Genomic DNA, 14,134 nt, shown 5'->3' on the forward strand with positions numbered 1-14,134 from the left:
AAGACAATTGATCCGCCGTAGTGGTTTTGCCTTTCTTTCTACCCGCCCTGATGTCCGTCGATATCGACATTAGCAAAGATGTATTTCACTTGATTAGTTTCGATCACGATGGTCATCTGGTATTTGATGCTCCGCCGATAACACTTTGCGACAGCAACAAAACTCAGAACCAGCCTCTTTGCTCCACGACGATGTCCGCTTTGTGCTGCGACCTGCCGACTGCGTCCGCAGTAAACAGATAGCCTATTTTCGTTGACCGTCTGCAGCGATAGTCGGATTTCTTTCGCCTGGCGCGCTCCCACCAATCCTTCCAGCTCTGCGTCTGGAAATGCCTCAAGTTCTTCGGCAGTTCGTATGCCGGAATTATGTAAGGCCAGGTACTCACCGCGATCCAACCTAACGCCCAAATCTGTTAGCCAACCGCGAGGACTTGAAGAAGTACATGCAGTTCCGTACCGAACCGCGGAAGCTGCCGATTGTACTGAGCTTCGAGGAGGTCTCGGCGATCTTGTCCGCAGCCCCGGGTCCGGGCCTCAAGTACCGCGCAGCGCTCGGTATCGGATAGACTACGAGAGCAGCGAGTGCGATGGCTGAGAGGAAGACTTTCGGGCAGCGGTCATATCGTGTTGCGACACGACGTCAGTCCTTGAGCCTTCCGAGCATGATCTCGATCCGGTTGCGTCGTTTGTATCGCCGCTTTGGCTTGTCACCCGCGACGTCCGGTAATCGAGATATCCATTCGCCATTGTCGCTCGGACCAATGGCGCGACATGGCTCATCATTGCAAGCAACGATGCATTGAGGAGGATCAGGAAAGGCTCCTGAGGAGCGTTTCCCCGACGAAAGAGCGCGTCAGATGCAGGATCTTTGGCTGTAGAGCATAAAGGCAGTCATCCAGCGGCAGGAGCGTGTGCCGCCTGAAAACAATGATATAGCCTCCTCTTCTTCGCTAAGTACAGTGGAGCGCGGCTCTTTCGGACCGGTCTTCATGTCCTCGACCATCTCACGCTTTCGCCACTTCGCAACGGTCTTGGGGTTGATCCCCAGTTCCCTGCTCAACTCCGCGATCGAAGCTTCCGATCGCTGTATTGCTGCTCTGACAGCGTGCGTGGTCGTGGCGCTCCCATGACGAACTTGGCCCATAATGCTTTCTTCCTCCATCGAACAGATCACACCATCAAACCCTGTGATCAAACACCTAGCCACAATCGCGGCGATCTGCGCGCGACGCTCGTCTTGGGACTCTCGCTGCTATTTCCCCTTCTGACGTTCGTAATGAAGGTCGACCGCCTTACGAGCTTCCTGCAGGCGCCTTTACCCACCCTCCGCCAGAGCGGATGCGAATAGATCGTCCATTTCTTTGTCGAACGCGTCGATATCGACGTCCTCATCCCACAACTCCCTCACTATTTCGGCAGCGCTCATGCCATCCCATTGAATGGATCGCACCATCCAATCCTCGTATGAAAAGACTAAACTGTGTGGGCAAAATGAAAGTCTAATAGGCGCAGATCACACCATTGCTCATGCCTATGGAAATATAGAATTACAATATTTTTCATTTAAGCGATCAAACTCTAATAATAGAAAAAAAATAAATCGGCTGGATGAAATCAATGGAAGCGATCGGCGAAAATCTAGAACCTCCACTAAGAACGTGGAGACGTATATTTCTAATCTTTGGCATCGCTCAGTTTTGGATATTTTGGCGCTTACGTCAAACTTCTGAGGCTATCAAGTTGTTCTGTTTGCATCGCCAGTGAATGCGCTGGTGAATACAGTAAATCTAAATCATAGATCGATTTTAGGGGAGTGATTTTAAAAAATGGAATTTCGCTTAGAAATTCTGCCCTCTTTCTAAGTCGAAAGGGTTGCTGCGAGTAGGTCGCAGTCGGGTGAGATCATTTTTATTGGAGAAAAATGATGGATTTCCGTGTTTCAGATGAACTAAATGGTACGATTGTTGAAAGGGCGGCAGACTTTTTGAACAATGGAACAATCAATTTTGATGTGATATCTGCGATCGGCAATAGTGCAGCGACCCTGTCTGTGATTATAGTTCAACTTGGTGATCCAAACCTAGTTTCATCCGATGCACGCGGTTACGCTCACATGAACAGCACCGGATTGAGCGGGGTTGGTACTGTTTGGACGTTCCCAGACCGAATGAGAGGTTTCACCTACCGAGCGCGGTTAGACAAACAAATCACGAATCTCATTCATGAAGCGCTTCACCTCGACGAAGATATTGATCGCCAAAGAGCTAAAATCAGTTCGGATTTAGCTGCACTAGGTGTGGACGTGTCGGACACAAAAACTCAAGTGGTAATTGAGGAAAAATTGATTAGAGACGTAATTAGGATAATAGATGAGCTTTCACCAGAGTTTCGAACTCGAGGGCATTATGATAATATAAATAAAATAATTCACTCATATGGGCCTGAGGAGCTATCCAGCGCGGAAAAGCAGTCTATCCGAAACTACTTTAATAGCTCTTACTATAAATATCCAACAGTTGAGTTCAACGGAAGTGTTTACGGCGTCAACATGAATGATGACTTGGTAAATACCGCAATGCGCAAGAAATAATTTTTAAGGAAGCCTCCAAAAACATACACTGCTTTAAGCCTGATAATCTAATTCAAATATTGCTGCTCAATTCGTCGCTTAAATTGCGCGCCGATGGTACAAACGATGAACAAATTGTTCTCTCAAAAACCTGGGAGAAACCCGTCAGTAAGTTAGCGTCCGAGCACGTTCTCTAATCGCCTTGGTCAAACGCTGATCTTCTTTTGCGTTTTCCTGCGTGCGGCCTCTGAGGTTCTCTCCGCGGTAGCCGCGAGGGGCGCCGCATGTTTGCGTTTATTCAGCGTCTTGTGCGGGCCATAGGCGGCCGGGGCATCGCGCCACCGTAAGCCATTGCGATTTATGAAGATAATCCCGCTCAAGACACGCCGATCATCGACGCGTGGCTTGCCGTGGGACTTCGGGAAAAACGGCTCGAGACGCGCCATTTGCGCATCCGTCAGCCAGAAGAGATCAGACATGGTCACCGCTCGTTTTTCGAACCGCAAATCACGACCTGCCACTGAAATCAATGGGTCCTGACCCTAGTGTTCGTCATAACCCCATCTGTGCGCCTCCCGCACAACGGTTGCTGGGATCAAAGCTGCCCGCGTAATTGACCCCCAGGTGAACGGACTTTGCTGACGTTCAGATGATGCCGGTGAACGGCTGCTTTAAGCACGCCTCAACTACTGGTCTTGAACCAACAGGTGCACACCGCTTGGGTGCTTTAGCGTCTCATGAGGATATATGTCGGCGTAAATCTCGATGATATTGAACTCTGGATCGTGCAGGAACAGTGTCCGGTGGGTCCAGTCTTGGTTTGTCGGGCCTTCGATGACTTTAACACCCATCGCTGACAGTTCCTCATAGGCTACATCAACGTCAGCAGGTGGCACACGGAAGCTGATCTGTACTCCGGCTGACTTGTCAGGAATACGTTCGCCATCATAAGAACGTCCCCGAGGCCTGAGACCGAGGTAGAGCGTTCCGACACGAAACCCGACCCACGTTCCTGTCGCTTCATCTTCAATCTCGAAGCCAAGAACATCGCGGTAGAACAGCTTCATTCGTTCAATATCGTCGCAGAGCAGGATCACGTAATCCATGCTTCGAATTGCGCCCAAGCCGGTTTTTGCGTCCATCAGTTTCTCCTAAAGATGCTAAGCCGACCTTCACCGCGCAACAGAAAATTTGCAACATGGGCTCTCTTGTTGAATCCGCGGCGCCGTGTTGTTGAACGTCATACGAATCTGACCCAACCGTCATAGTGCGACCAGGACAGGGCGAGCGCTCAACATCAGATGGCGCACCAAGCCGAAAACTACTTTTGCAATGAAATTGGCAACAAGCTGCAGATCCGCACGATGACGCGCTGCAGAAAATGTCGGCTCAGAGCCCAGAAATACGGATGCTGTGCCTTGTACGAATGTCCACTTAATCAGTACTAGCTACTTTCTGGCCGAGCGTGCCGTCCGTTTGTTGTGTGTTGGGTTTCGTCTAGTTCAGCACTATCACTGCGGCACCAATCACAGCAACTACAGCCCCTATGACTGTTTTTGCCCTAAGTAACTTACCGTCTCTAACCGCTTGAATTGGGATAACAAGGACAGGCGCAAGCGAACCCAAGACCGCAGCGATGCCTGCATCCAGTGTCGCGAAAGCATACAGAAGAGCAGAGGATGCGAACACGTATCCAATGACACCGGGCAATATGGTTCTACCCATCAAGTATGGTGTCAATTGCGTCTGTGCCCGCAAAGAACGGACCGGCAAGAATGCGACCAGCGTGACAATGGCGGAGGCGCCGCCAAGTTGGATAGCTGAAACCGCGAGTGGGTTCGTCCCACTCTCCAAAGCTGGTTTTATGGCAAGGTAAGAAAGGCTTTGGCATGTGACGCCCATCAGTCCAAACCCGATGAAGAGAGCAGCATTTTTCACATCATAAGGCGTATCTTCTCCATCTGCGTGCTTCGAAAGGATTGCAAGCAAGACGCCAGATAGACAAATGAGACCGCCAATCGCGTCAATAGGTCTAAGCGTTTCTCCAAGCCAGACATAAGCCATTGCCGCCACGAGGAGGGCGCGCAGCGAGAAGACAACTTCGGCCCGCCGAGGCCCCCCGATGCTCAGGCAGGTTGTGAAGGAAAGCAACCCCATTAGCATGGCCGCTGTCGACACGGCATACGCAGGCCAATGGGCGGTGGACACTGTCGACCAGAGCGAAAAGATCGAACACAGGCTGGCCTGGATTGCGGCACAGGCGATCACCTGGATTCGGATGAACGTAAAAGAGCCAAGAGCACGTGCGGGTCTTTCCGCGAGAACCGTACCAGTCGCCCATCCAGTCGATGCGGCAAAGGCCGCTAGATACGATAATGAAAGCATACCAGGGCCTCGTTCAATCCACGTTGAGGGCTAGTTTTGCTGCGAACCCCAAAAGAATGATGCCCGAACACATACGGAAACGGTCGTAGCGTTTCTGTGTGAGGAAGCGGGTACGGACCTTTTCAGCGGCGAGAGCATAGGTGCTAAGCGACAAGACAGATAACGCGCAATAGGTCAGAACCAGCACTGTTGATTGGAGCCAGAGCGCATTGTTGGGATCGAGAACCTGCGGGAAAAGTGCGAGATAAAAAAGCAACGCTTTCGGATTTGTTACAGCAAGCAAAAAGGCTTCTCGAAACAGCAGCCATGGTGGCACGGATCGCACCGTGTCTTTACCCAAAATAATGGGCTCACGCTTGAAAATTAGCTTCAGGCCTAGCCCGGCCAAATAGGCGATACCCAGCCAGTGAAACAGCGCCCAGATCACGTCCGAGGTCACGACAAATGTCGCCACGCCTCCCGCGCAAAGGACACCACCAACCGCAAGGCCAAGGGCGTTTCCAAAGATTGTTGGTAGCACTGGCACAAAGCCAAGTTGCAACGCACGCCTGAGCGTATTCAGGTTCGCAGGTCCTGGGGTGACGATGTTGGCGGCGGATATCGACGCGTAGGACAGCCATATGGCCCATGCCATGTCTCAAACTCCATTTCGCACGCTTCGTACGCGCCAAGTACGAAACTAGACTGTCGGCGGGAGGGAATCCTTTGCAGAACGGAAGCTGATTGAGGATAAGCTGTTCAAATCGAAGGCTCACAGATCAAATGGCTTCTCTATGGAAAACACTCTCGACTCGTTGGATCGCGCGCTGCTTAAAGAACTTGGCAAAGACGCAAGGCTTAGCTGGCGGGAGCTTGCTGCTCTCACCGGCGTATCGGCTCCGACGGTTCGGGACAGGATTAAGAGACTTGAAGACACGGGTGTCATCACTGGCTTTGAGGTGCAGCTCTCATGCAGGGCGCTTGGCTTCACGCTCGAAGCGATTGTAAGATTCAAACCCTTTCCTGGAAAAGTTCATCTGCTCGCGGCAAAAATCGTCGCATCTGATCGCATCGTACAGTGTGACAAGGTGACAGGAGAGGACGCGTTTGTGGCAAGAATGCTGCTCAAGGACATTTCCGAGCTGGACGCGATATTGGAAGACTTTTCAACTCATGCGTCAACGCAAACGGCTGTCGTCAAATCTAGCCCGGTACGCATGCGGCTCCCACCGCTTGATTGAGCCCAACTTGCATCACTTCTGCATAACGGCGAAAGTCCGGACCGAAGAAACGGTGTTCCGCCAAGAACTAGCGATTGATCGGATAGAACTTTGAAGTTTGTAAACCCGCTTCCGTTTGTGAGAGACGTCGACACTTCCAAGCGGTTTTACACTGACATCCTGGGCCTGAGAATCTTGGAAGATCACGGAAACTTCGTAATGTTCGAAAGCGGGTTCGCCATTCACGATGGCGCGTCACTCTTCAAGACTGTGTTTGGCGTCGATAACGCAAACCACAATTGTTTCGGTCGAGGGAACCTCGTCTTGTACTTCGAAGACGCCGATCTAGACCAAACCTATTTGCGTATTTCCCGACAAATAGAGCTCATTCACGAAATCAGAGAAGAGCCTTGGGGTCAGCGGGTTTTTCGGTTTTTTGATCCGGACAGACATATAGTCGAACTCGGGGAACCGCAGTGATGCAGGTCTCTGAAGCCGCTCGGGTCCTTTAGGACTTCCATTGTGTGTATGACGGGCTTGCAAACTCGGATGTGATTGTTGGTCTTGGATCATATGACATTCGTGTTGCTACACATTGCGCCAAGCCGTTTCACGATGGTTTGGCCAACCGGGTGATCTTCACCGGTTCGTCTGGCAACTGGACGTCAGAGTTGTTTCCCAAGGGCGAAGCGCAGGCTTTCAAATCGAAGTCGAAATACCAGAAGTAACTCGTGCTGCTTTCCGCACTTTAGTGGCAGCAGGTTATGTTGATCATTTACCAAAGCCGACATCTGTTATCTAACGACGAACGGCGGCAATGTCCCGCATTCACGAATTCGCAAGGCTTAGACTTGAAGGACCGGTTTGGGGCTAAGACCGGGCACTCAACCAAATTCGCAGGTTGTCGGTAGCGAGCCTAATTGAGGGGATGCTGCGGGAGGCATGTGTGTCCCCATCTGTGCAGCTATGAGATATCATCCTAAATCGGCGATCGTAGCGAGATGTAAAAACTGAAAGTGGAGTGGAACGGGTGGTAGAGGGCTAGATCAACCCCAATTCGAACTGTGCAGCAAATCTTGTTGAGACTGAGCACCCGAGAGAAACTCGATGCAATCGTCACACCAAGGATAGCAGTTTGAGCCCTTACCAGACCTTAACCGCATTTTGAGGCTTCGCTCGTGCAGCACGTCGTGAACGGTGCAAACCGGACATTCAACGAAGATCTATCAGTTGCAAGTAAGCGGACAGAGCGGAAGTTTGCGAAAATTTTTGAACGTCGGGTTCCAACGGTTATGTTGATCGACGCCAGACAGAGATTGGATCAAATAAGAGCCTCCGCAATGGCTGCTGCAAGACCTTCGGGGTTTTCTAAACCCATTGAGTGGCCAGCCTCGCGAACAACAAGCGTTTTGATCCCGTTTTCGGATAAGACCTCGATATCTGGGCTTGGAAGCGATCGCTGGCCGAAGATGTAACTCTTCCGTGCCGCGAGCTCGTAAAAAAGTTCGCGCCAGTCCGATGCCGCCCCTTCAACAAGGGATTTCGCGCCGCAATAGACCACCAGCACCACTTCCAAACGCTCCTATGCTGGCCTCGGCGAACTACTCTCGCGGTGTCTAAACCACGCCATGACACACAAAAAAGCCGCGCCAAGACGCACGGCTTGCTTTGTAACGTTACCAAGTCTCAATCAGAATCTGTAAGCCGCCCTGAGAGCTAGTGTGTCAAGGTTGACGTCAAGACCTTCAAAGTCTGTACGCCGGACGAGGTACTCTACCCCGATGACGAAGCTGTTTCCGGGGTCGTAATCAGCACCAACGCCAAAGTTAAATCCGGTTGCATCGTCGTGACCATCTGTGATGCGCGAGAAGCCTGCTAAACCATACAACAAGATGTTGTTGACCACGTAACCAGCACGACCTTTCAAATCGAAGATATCATAGTCTAAAGTTAGCTCTACTTCATCGAATTCGAGATCAGGGGCCCGTAGGAAAGCAACTTCACCGCCAAAAACGAAGTCATTATTCTGTACGGCGTAACCGCCGAAAACGCCAAAAGCAGTACTCGATTCAGCCTCTAATTCCACAAAGTCATCAGACAATTCATTTGTAGTGTTGGCGCCAAGCGAAAAGCCAACATATGGACCGTTCCAATCGGCAAGCGCATGCGTTGGCAAGGCGGTTGCAAGGGCCAACAAAGCAGTTTTTACGTGACAAGTCATTGATCAGTCTTCCGGAGCGCGAAGGGTTAAGTGACGCTGGTGTTTCTTTCTCACGAAGATGAATCGTCTGCGATTGCGCTACTGGGACATCCAATTCAAACTGGTGAGCGAACGAAGTTGATCTTGCGCGCATCCCGGACGCGCCAGCGATGGGTGGAAACTTGATGATGTTTTCCCAGTCGGCGCTTCGAGGCTTTGCTGTTTTGTTGCTTCACTGCCCGCAAATGCGCCCAATCAATTCGTATGGTATCCAACATTAGAGCCAGCTCGCCAGATTCAAAAATACTGAAATTCTATGTTTAGATAGATACGAACTATGGTGGAGCTTGCGCCTGTCAGACTTTCGTTTTGTCAACACGGTCTGTTCAGGTTCTTCACGGTGAAACTTCTTGCGAAAAAACTCCAGAAGGCTTCTTCATCAGACTAGGGACCACCTGCGCAGGGCGCGCTACGTGTAGATCCCGTTCAAGACACCAAACATCAAATCCAGCACTCGATAACCTTAGGGTCATCACCGTACAGGCGTCCGATCTGCAAAAAACCCATGCGCTGCATGGTGAGCGTCCGCAAAGCGGACATTGGCGATCACGCCTCAGATGACCGCCCTGCGGGACAAAGTGTGAATTCGCTGCGGCTGCGCGAATGTCCGCTTCTTAAAATCCGGGGTGGTAACAAACGGTTATTTATGTTTCCGACCTTGTGCCCGTCTATTGAATTAACCCAGCAGATGGCGCCCCGCTTATTCCCTAATGCCTTCATTTGCAAAGACCGCATTGAATGCAGATTTGGTTGAATGGTTACTTTGACAGATGGCGCTTTCGCCGCTCGGCCACAGCGTCGGTAATTTGTCCAATCGTAAGCAGCCTAAGTAAGTCTGGATGAGCATTATGAATTTTCTTCAGGACTTGCGAATAGCCTTCAAAACCCGCCAGCAATTTGACAGACCTTCCGTCAAAGAGGATGAGCCTCACTCCCGTTGCGGGGCCTTTGTCGACTGGTTCAACACGTGAAATCTCTTTCAATGAAAATCGCTCAGGACGACGAAAAAGACGCCGCAGAACAATGTCATCAACTGAGACATGAACACTTGTGCATGCGGCGGCAAACAGAGCTACAGCCAAAGTAGAGAAGACCAGGCCGATAACGAAAGTGAACCAATTCTTCGTGGTCTGCCCACTTGGTTCGGCTAACACGACTTGCCAATAGTATGCCGCAAAACCTCCGAAAAGGATCAGCGTCCAGACGGCGATATATGTGTAGCGGCGGGGTCGGCGCATGACGAGTATGGCTTGGGTACCTATCCCCGTATCATGTCGCCGCTCAGACCTACCAGCAGGGGTGGTCCAGCCCGATCTTTTTGCTTCCGCGTTCTTTTCAGCGGCACGATGCAGAAAATGTGCCTGTAACCAATTTGAAATCACCACAACACTGATGATCACCACCGCGATGATTGGGTTGTTCAACAGAAATCGTAATACGTCCACCACTGGCTCAAACATGTCGAGTTCCTAACAGTTCCAAACCGATGGTCGCACATATAGAGTTTAGACTTACACCCTTGTGCTAGCAATTCGAATGTAGAACGGTCCACCCACACTCCCCTGTTTGACCGTCTCATTTTCGCGGCCAACCATTGACACCAGACCGGCAAAGCCCGCAAGCTTTGACTCACCACGCTGGCCAACGGCAAAAGTCTACTCGGAGTCTGATGTGCTACCGAAAGACGGATATGTTCGCATTAGCTGGGGTCGTCGGGCTAGACTAATTTAGGGACCGGACCTTGGACAAACAAATACAGTGCTACGTCTTCAGACGCTTGAGTGACATCGCTTCCTTCCAAAGAAAATCTCGTGCTGAAAGGTGAGCTTCTTGACGTTGGTCTTTTTGCTCGTGCTCGCACCTCTGATCTGGGTCGCTTTAGCGATTTGGTGCGTCGTGCGTCAAGTCACGGCATCCGGCTTAGGTCTTTGGCGTTTTGCGTCTGTGGTGGCTATACAGATAGCAGTGGTATCTCTGCCGTTCATCATCGGCGAAATATACCTCAAACAAACCGGGCTTTCTGACTTTACGGTCTGTCCGAATGGCCAAGAGTATTGCGACGATTTTTACCGACTTGAGCGATTAAGGGGCCGCATACTATTTTACCATGTTTTCGCAGTTTGGGTTGGAGTGACCATATGGACTCTGGCCTTGTTGGCGGGCTTCCGGCAGAAGAAGCAGAGCGCGTGAGTTTACCTGATGCCATCCAAGGGCGGATTGCGCAATCGCAGCATGAACCGCTTCGCCTGACTGAAGTCCACGTAGGAAAGGTCCCGACATTTCATCAGGGCCTCAACATTTGACCAATCAGCTACAGATCAGGCCTCCAACGACTCCGGTGACTTTCCAGCAGCCAGTGCTTTCTTGAACCAGTCCACAGGCCGTCGATAGACTTTGCAAAGTTCTCTATCTGTACATTGCTGTAATTGGGGTATCGCGCAGCAGCGGTCAAAGTGGGCTCAATGCGGCCATTTTCTGCGACGTCCCCAATTGGTCGAATGAGCCCAAAGCCGCCTTCGAGCAAGCTTCAGCCCTTTGCGTGTGCGGCAAGTCGCGAACCGTAGATTCCGGACGTTCAGCGCAAGGTGGCAAATAGCTGGTGGGAGGGACTTAGCGACACTCAAAAGAATGCCTTGGACCGCGTGAAAAGCGCAGCAATTGACCCTATAAGACGACCAAACCAATAGGCAATTGGGCCGAAGACTACTCGCCTTCCCAAGTATAATCCAACAAGGAAGGTGACTATTGCAACCCGTTTGAAACTTGTCAGAATTTCGTTACTCAATACTCTACCTGATGATTCTGAAATACGACCCGCTACAATCTGGCCTTCCCTATGCAATGGCCGACCAACTCGAATCTTTGCTTGATGGGAGAGAACAACTCCGCTAGGATTTTCTGCTTCAAAAACATAACGGTAACTGGATCTGGTAGATGATTTCTGGTGATGTATTACATTGGCGACGGTCACGTCAGTAGCAATTGACGTTGCCAAGAAATAGAGCGTAGAGCTTCCAGAGACCAAGCCCACCGTTAAAAATAGTACACCCATAGAACTCCAGAATTTGCTCCAAAGTGTACTTTTGAATTCCGCTGGTTTCGTGCCGTCGTTCATTCAAGTATCAGTATGTCGTTTGACGCGCAGCTTCAATGCTTAGACATGACCTCCTACCGCCAGTTATCGTGACAATAAGAGGTCAAACCAGACCTTGACTGTATACGGTGCCGAGGTCAGTCGGCAGTCCAAACTGGACATTAGACTTGGGAACCCGCTGGCCGGTCAGTGGGCAAGACGAGTTTTCGCTGAGCCTGCGCCATTGCCTGCTTTTGTAGTTGGTCAAAGCCTGGGGCAAGCAGTATTCTGATAAAATGATTATTGTGCTGAACGGCTATCCTGGCGTCGGTAAACTGACAATCGGGCGAGAACTCGCAGAGCTCTTGAAGGCGCGTCTTGTCGATATTCACACACTCTACAATCTCGCATTCGCCCTGACCGAGTTTCGCACTCCCGAATTTAGGGAAACCGTGCGGCGTGTCGAAGAAATCGCGGACGAGCTCATTGCGGCCTTGCCCTCCGATATCCCTGTCATTTTCACCACTGTCCTGACGGGCGAGACGGGATGGGCTATGGAAGAGTGGCAAAGGTTCCTGGATCGAAGCGACCAACGGCCGCCCCTTGTGATGGTTCATATCGTCTGCGGCCTCGAAGAGAATATAAAGCGCGTCAATCGCCTGAGCGGAAAGGCAAAGGAAAGCTGCAGGGTGCAGAGGTTGCGCAACGCAACCACGCTTCATCAAAGCCACTAATCGGCAGCGACCTACCTTACACCCTTCGATTAGATGTAACTGCGTTGAAACCCGAGGCCGCTGCGGAGAGGATCGCGGCCCATTGTTCGGCAGTTCTCGCTACGATCGCCGATTTAGGATGATATCTCATAGCTGCACGGATGGGGACACACATGCCTCCCGCAGCATCCCCTCAATTAGGCTCGCTACCGACAACCTGCGAATTTGGTTGAGTGCCCGGTCTCAGCCCCAAACCGGTCCTTCAAATCTAAGCCTTGCGAATTCCTGAATGCGTGACGAAGCGGACTTAGGTTATTTTCTCAAACATCACGTCAGTGCGTAGGACAAGCTTCTCACCGCTGATGATCGGGTCACCACGATGAGAAAGCGGATGGTTAAAGAAAAGCGCCTTCCCTGTCTCCGGTGCGATTGTAAAATCATCGAAAACATGTGGTGAGAACACATCCGCAAAGGATGTTCCTCCACCTTCGCAGCGTTCACTGAGGTATATCATCATGGTGAACATGCTGCGGAGACCTGATGAAGCACAAAACTCGCCGTCTTGGTGCCAATCGAAGAACTGATCGGGGCCATAGCGATACACGCGAAACCTCTCATTCAAGCCGACCGCTCGGTGCCGTTTGAATGGGATCGAGAAGAAAGAACGCGCCTTTATCCACAGTGCTTTCGCTAGGTTCGGATCATCAAAAACTACGCGATCATTGTTCCGTATATCCTGCGTGACGCTTGTGCCGTGTTCGGTCGTGATCGTTGCCGCTTCAAAGCCAATCTCGTCGGCTCGACGAATCATTTGAGTACAGAATTCCGTGGTGGCAAAATTTGGCGCTTCGAAAACGAGGTGCTGCAACCCGTTGGGAATGGTCATTGTCCATCTCCATGTGTCAGTCAAAAAAGAGGTGCTCGTTCAATCGCTATGCGATCAACGATGACACCCCCTAAGAAGAGCTGAGTGGCAGGGCCACTGGAGGCTAACGATTGACAATTCCATAGGAGCCTCTTGGCAGAAGACGCGAATTTTTTCAACCAGTTTGCACATGCAGCATCGATCACTTTGGGCTCACAGTCAGATTTCGCCGCGATCTGCGTCAAGGGCCGGTCTGGGATGGATCAATCTTCGCTGCGCGTCGCTTGAACTGGTAAGACGCGGACTTAGCCGTCATTCGGTTTCCAGGTGAAACTTGAGGAAGGTCTCCCCATCATACTCCTGCTCACCAACAAAAACCGCGCCAAGTCGGTCGAGCGCACTAAGATTCTTGCGCGACGGAGGCAGCAGAAACGTCACGAATGGAATGCGCTTGTCGGCAATGGCGAAGTCGATCGCTTTTCTTGAAATGCGCGCACCAAGTCCGAATGAGCGCGGCTTGAGAACCAACCCGAAATCCCACTCGTCCCCCTCTTTCTGAAAACCACCCCAACCAACATACTTGTCGTTAGACAATATAGCCCAATGGCCAAGCCCATCGCGGTTCCAGCACGCCTCTTTGGTCGCGACAAACTTGGCGACAGCGGCCTCATCCCATTCGAAATTCAGCAAAGGCATGTGTTCCGCCACACGCGGATCGGACATGTGCGCGACGATCTCGGATGGATCGATCTCGGGCAACCTGGTGAAATTAATCTCGTGCATCGGTTGGGTATTCGTCCGGGCTTGTTTGCCCGTAAATATGAGCCTGCTGCTCTCTGAACAACAGAAAATGGCGTATCAGACGCCGACGAGACATCGATTTGAATGTCTTGATCGGGCTCGATGCGGCCATTCTCTGCGACGTCCCCAATTGATCTAAAGAGCCCTTACCAGACCTTCATCGCACTTTGAGGCTTCGCTCGTGCAGCAAGTCGCAAGTCGCACATTCCGGACGTTCAAATCCCAGTGTCAGATGGCAGAATGGCGGACAAAATGAGCTTTCGCTGCGTG

Annotated in this window: 16 protein-coding genes and 4 pseudogenes; 6 read left to right on the forward strand and 14 right to left on the reverse strand. The window is 51.3% G+C overall.

Annotated features, from left to right (window positions below; genetic code table 11):
* Positions 1-38: 38 nt before the first annotated feature.
* Complete coding sequence (locus tag ACR0BU_RS18250; RefSeq protein ID WP_480738328.1) at positions 39-395, reverse strand: hypothetical protein; 357 nt, start codon at positions 393-395, stop codon at positions 39-41.
* Positions 396-421: 26 nt separating this feature from the next.
* Between ACR0BU_RS18250 and ACR0BU_RS18255 the strand changes: the two are divergent.
* A pseudogene (locus ACR0BU_RS18255) lies at positions 422-559 on the forward strand (tyrosine-type recombinase/integrase); the annotation flags it as partial.
* Positions 560-561: 2 nt separating this feature from the next.
* Here ACR0BU_RS18255 and ACR0BU_RS18260 read toward each other — a convergent pair.
* From ACR0BU_RS18260 to ACR0BU_RS18270, 3 genes and pseudogenes are all read right to left on the reverse strand, one after another.
* Positions 562-699 (reverse strand): annotated as a pseudogene (locus ACR0BU_RS18260) (transposase); the annotation flags it as partial.
* A 121-nt stretch (positions 700-820) separates the two neighbouring features.
* Positions 821-1,143, reverse strand: a pseudogene (locus ACR0BU_RS18265) (transposase); the annotation flags it as partial.
* Between the two features lie 171 nt (positions 1,144-1,314).
* Positions 1,315-1,452: a hypothetical protein gene (locus ACR0BU_RS18270; protein ID WP_298937663.1), complete on the reverse strand. Its 138-nt coding sequence runs from the start codon at positions 1,450-1,452 to the stop codon at positions 1,315-1,317.
* A 471-nt stretch (positions 1,453-1,923) separates the two neighbouring features.
* On the opposite strand from ACR0BU_RS18270, the gene ACR0BU_RS18275 reads away from it, so the two are divergent.
* Entirely contained in the window at positions 1,924-2,589 is a 666-nt protein-coding gene (locus ACR0BU_RS18275) for a hypothetical protein (protein WP_480738327.1), read from the forward strand.
* Positions 2,590-2,858: 269 nt separating this feature from the next.
* On the opposite strand, the pseudogene ACR0BU_RS18280 reads toward ACR0BU_RS18275, so the two are convergent.
* From ACR0BU_RS18280 to ACR0BU_RS18295, 4 genes and pseudogenes are all read right to left on the reverse strand, one after another.
* A pseudogene (locus ACR0BU_RS18280) lies at positions 2,859-3,047 on the reverse strand (transposase); the annotation flags it as partial.
* Positions 3,048-3,254: 207 nt separating this feature from the next.
* A complete protein-coding gene (locus tag ACR0BU_RS18285; RefSeq protein ID WP_298937661.1) occupies positions 3,255-3,710 on the reverse strand; it encodes a VOC family protein in 456 nt (151 codons plus the stop codon).
* Positions 3,711-4,065: 355 nt separating this feature from the next.
* Positions 4,066-4,953: an EamA family transporter gene (locus ACR0BU_RS18290; protein ID WP_480738326.1), complete on the reverse strand. Its 888-nt coding sequence runs from the start codon at positions 4,951-4,953 to the stop codon at positions 4,066-4,068.
* 13 nt (positions 4,954-4,966) lie between these two features.
* Entirely contained in the window at positions 4,967-5,587 is a 621-nt protein-coding gene (locus ACR0BU_RS18295) for a LysE family translocator (protein WP_480738325.1), read from the reverse strand.
* A gap of 139 nt (positions 5,588-5,726) precedes the next feature.
* Here ACR0BU_RS18295 and ACR0BU_RS18300 point away from each other — a divergent pair, with 139 nt between their 5' ends.
* The 3 genes from ACR0BU_RS18300 to ACR0BU_RS18310 all read left to right on the forward strand — a co-directional run bounded on the left by ACR0BU_RS18300 (position 5,727) and on the right by ACR0BU_RS18310 (position 6,880).
* Positions 5,727-6,173, forward strand: a complete 447-nt coding sequence (locus ACR0BU_RS18300) for an Lrp/AsnC family transcriptional regulator (protein ID WP_480738324.1) — start codon at positions 5,727-5,729, stop codon at positions 6,171-6,173.
* Positions 6,174-6,263: 90 nt separating this feature from the next.
* The gene (locus ACR0BU_RS18305; RefSeq protein WP_480738323.1) at positions 6,264-6,632 is read left to right on the forward strand and encodes a VOC family protein; all 369 of its coding nucleotides are present in this window, start codon (positions 6,264-6,266) and stop codon (positions 6,630-6,632) included.
* A 44-nt stretch (positions 6,633-6,676) separates the two neighbouring features.
* On the forward strand, positions 6,677-6,880 hold the full coding sequence (locus tag ACR0BU_RS18310) for a hypothetical protein (RefSeq protein ID WP_480738322.1): 204 nt from the start codon (positions 6,677-6,679) through the stop codon (positions 6,878-6,880).
* A gap of 593 nt (positions 6,881-7,473) precedes the next feature.
* On the opposite strand, the gene ACR0BU_RS18315 is transcribed toward ACR0BU_RS18310, so the two are convergent.
* The 4 genes from ACR0BU_RS18315 to ACR0BU_RS18330 all read right to left on the reverse strand — a co-directional run bounded on the left by ACR0BU_RS18315 (position 7,474) and on the right by ACR0BU_RS18330 (position 11,527).
* On the reverse strand, positions 7,474-7,722 hold the full coding sequence (locus ACR0BU_RS18315; RefSeq protein ID WP_480738321.1) for a hypothetical protein: 249 nt from the start codon (positions 7,720-7,722) through the stop codon (positions 7,474-7,476).
* 120 nt (positions 7,723-7,842) lie between these two features.
* On the reverse strand, positions 7,843-8,373 hold the full coding sequence (locus tag ACR0BU_RS18320; protein WP_480738320.1) for a porin family protein: 531 nt from the start codon (positions 8,371-8,373) through the stop codon (positions 7,843-7,845).
* Between the two features lie 797 nt (positions 8,374-9,170).
* Entirely contained in the window at positions 9,171-9,872 is a 702-nt protein-coding gene (locus tag ACR0BU_RS18325; protein ID WP_480738319.1) for a hypothetical protein, read from the reverse strand.
* A gap of 1,160 nt (positions 9,873-11,032) precedes the next feature.
* Positions 11,033-11,527, reverse strand: a complete 495-nt coding sequence (locus ACR0BU_RS18330) for a hypothetical protein (protein ID WP_480738318.1) — start codon at positions 11,525-11,527, stop codon at positions 11,033-11,035.
* Positions 11,528-11,745: 218 nt separating this feature from the next.
* Here ACR0BU_RS18330 and ACR0BU_RS18335 point away from each other — a divergent pair, with 218 nt between their 5' ends.
* The gene (locus tag ACR0BU_RS18335) at positions 11,746-12,219 is read left to right on the forward strand and encodes an AAA family ATPase (RefSeq protein ID WP_480738317.1); all 474 of its coding nucleotides are present in this window, start codon (positions 11,746-11,748) and stop codon (positions 12,217-12,219) included.
* A gap of 286 nt (positions 12,220-12,505) precedes the next feature.
* Here ACR0BU_RS18335 and ACR0BU_RS18340 read toward each other — a convergent pair whose 3' ends face one another.
* Positions 12,506-13,084: a 2OG-Fe(II) oxygenase gene (locus ACR0BU_RS18340; RefSeq protein ID WP_480738316.1), complete on the reverse strand. Its 579-nt coding sequence runs from the start codon at positions 13,082-13,084 to the stop codon at positions 12,506-12,508.
* Between the two features lie 291 nt (positions 13,085-13,375).
* Complete coding sequence (locus ACR0BU_RS18345) at positions 13,376-13,846, reverse strand: GNAT family N-acetyltransferase (protein WP_480738315.1); 471 nt, start codon at positions 13,844-13,846, stop codon at positions 13,376-13,378.
* Positions 13,847-14,134: the final 288 nt, after the last annotated feature.

It is taken from the genome of Ruegeria sp. CK2 (assembly GCF_056536585.1).

Bases quoted from the DNA above. Each gene is read 5' to 3' on its own strand.
- ACR0BU_RS18270 (WP_298937663.1), bottom strand. From the start codon at position 1,452: ATGGTGCGATCCATTCAATGGGATGGCATGAGCGCTGCCGAAATAGTG.
- ACR0BU_RS18275 (WP_480738327.1), top strand. From the start codon at position 1,924: ATGGATTTCCGTGTTTCAGATGAACTAAATGGTACGATTGTTGAAAGG.
- ACR0BU_RS18285 (WP_298937661.1), bottom strand. From the start codon at position 3,710: ATGGACGCAAAAACCGGCTTGGGCGCAATTCGAAGCATGGATTACGTG.
- ACR0BU_RS18290 (WP_480738326.1), bottom strand. From the start codon at position 4,953: ATGCTTTCATTATCGTATCTAGCGGCCTTTGCCGCATCGACTGGATGG.
- ACR0BU_RS18295 (WP_480738325.1), bottom strand. From the start codon at position 5,587: ATGGCATGGGCCATATGGCTGTCCTACGCGTCGATATCCGCCGCCAAC.
- ACR0BU_RS18300 (WP_480738324.1), top strand. From the start codon at position 5,727: ATGGAAAACACTCTCGACTCGTTGGATCGCGCGCTGCTTAAAGAACTT.
- ACR0BU_RS18320 (WP_480738320.1), bottom strand. From the start codon at position 8,373: ATGACTTGTCACGTAAAAACTGCTTTGTTGGCCCTTGCAACCGCCTTG.
- ACR0BU_RS18325 (WP_480738319.1), bottom strand. From the start codon at position 9,872: ATGTTTGAGCCAGTGGTGGACGTATTACGATTTCTGTTGAACAACCCA.
- ACR0BU_RS18330 (WP_480738318.1), bottom strand. From the start codon at position 11,527: ATGAACGACGGCACGAAACCAGCGGAATTCAAAAGTACACTTTGGAGC.
- ACR0BU_RS18340 (WP_480738316.1), bottom strand. From the start codon at position 13,084: ATGACCATTCCCAACGGGTTGCAGCACCTCGTTTTCGAAGCGCCAAAT.
- ACR0BU_RS18345 (WP_480738315.1), bottom strand. From the start codon at position 13,846: ATGCACGAGATTAATTTCACCAGGTTGCCCGAGATCGATCCATCCGAG.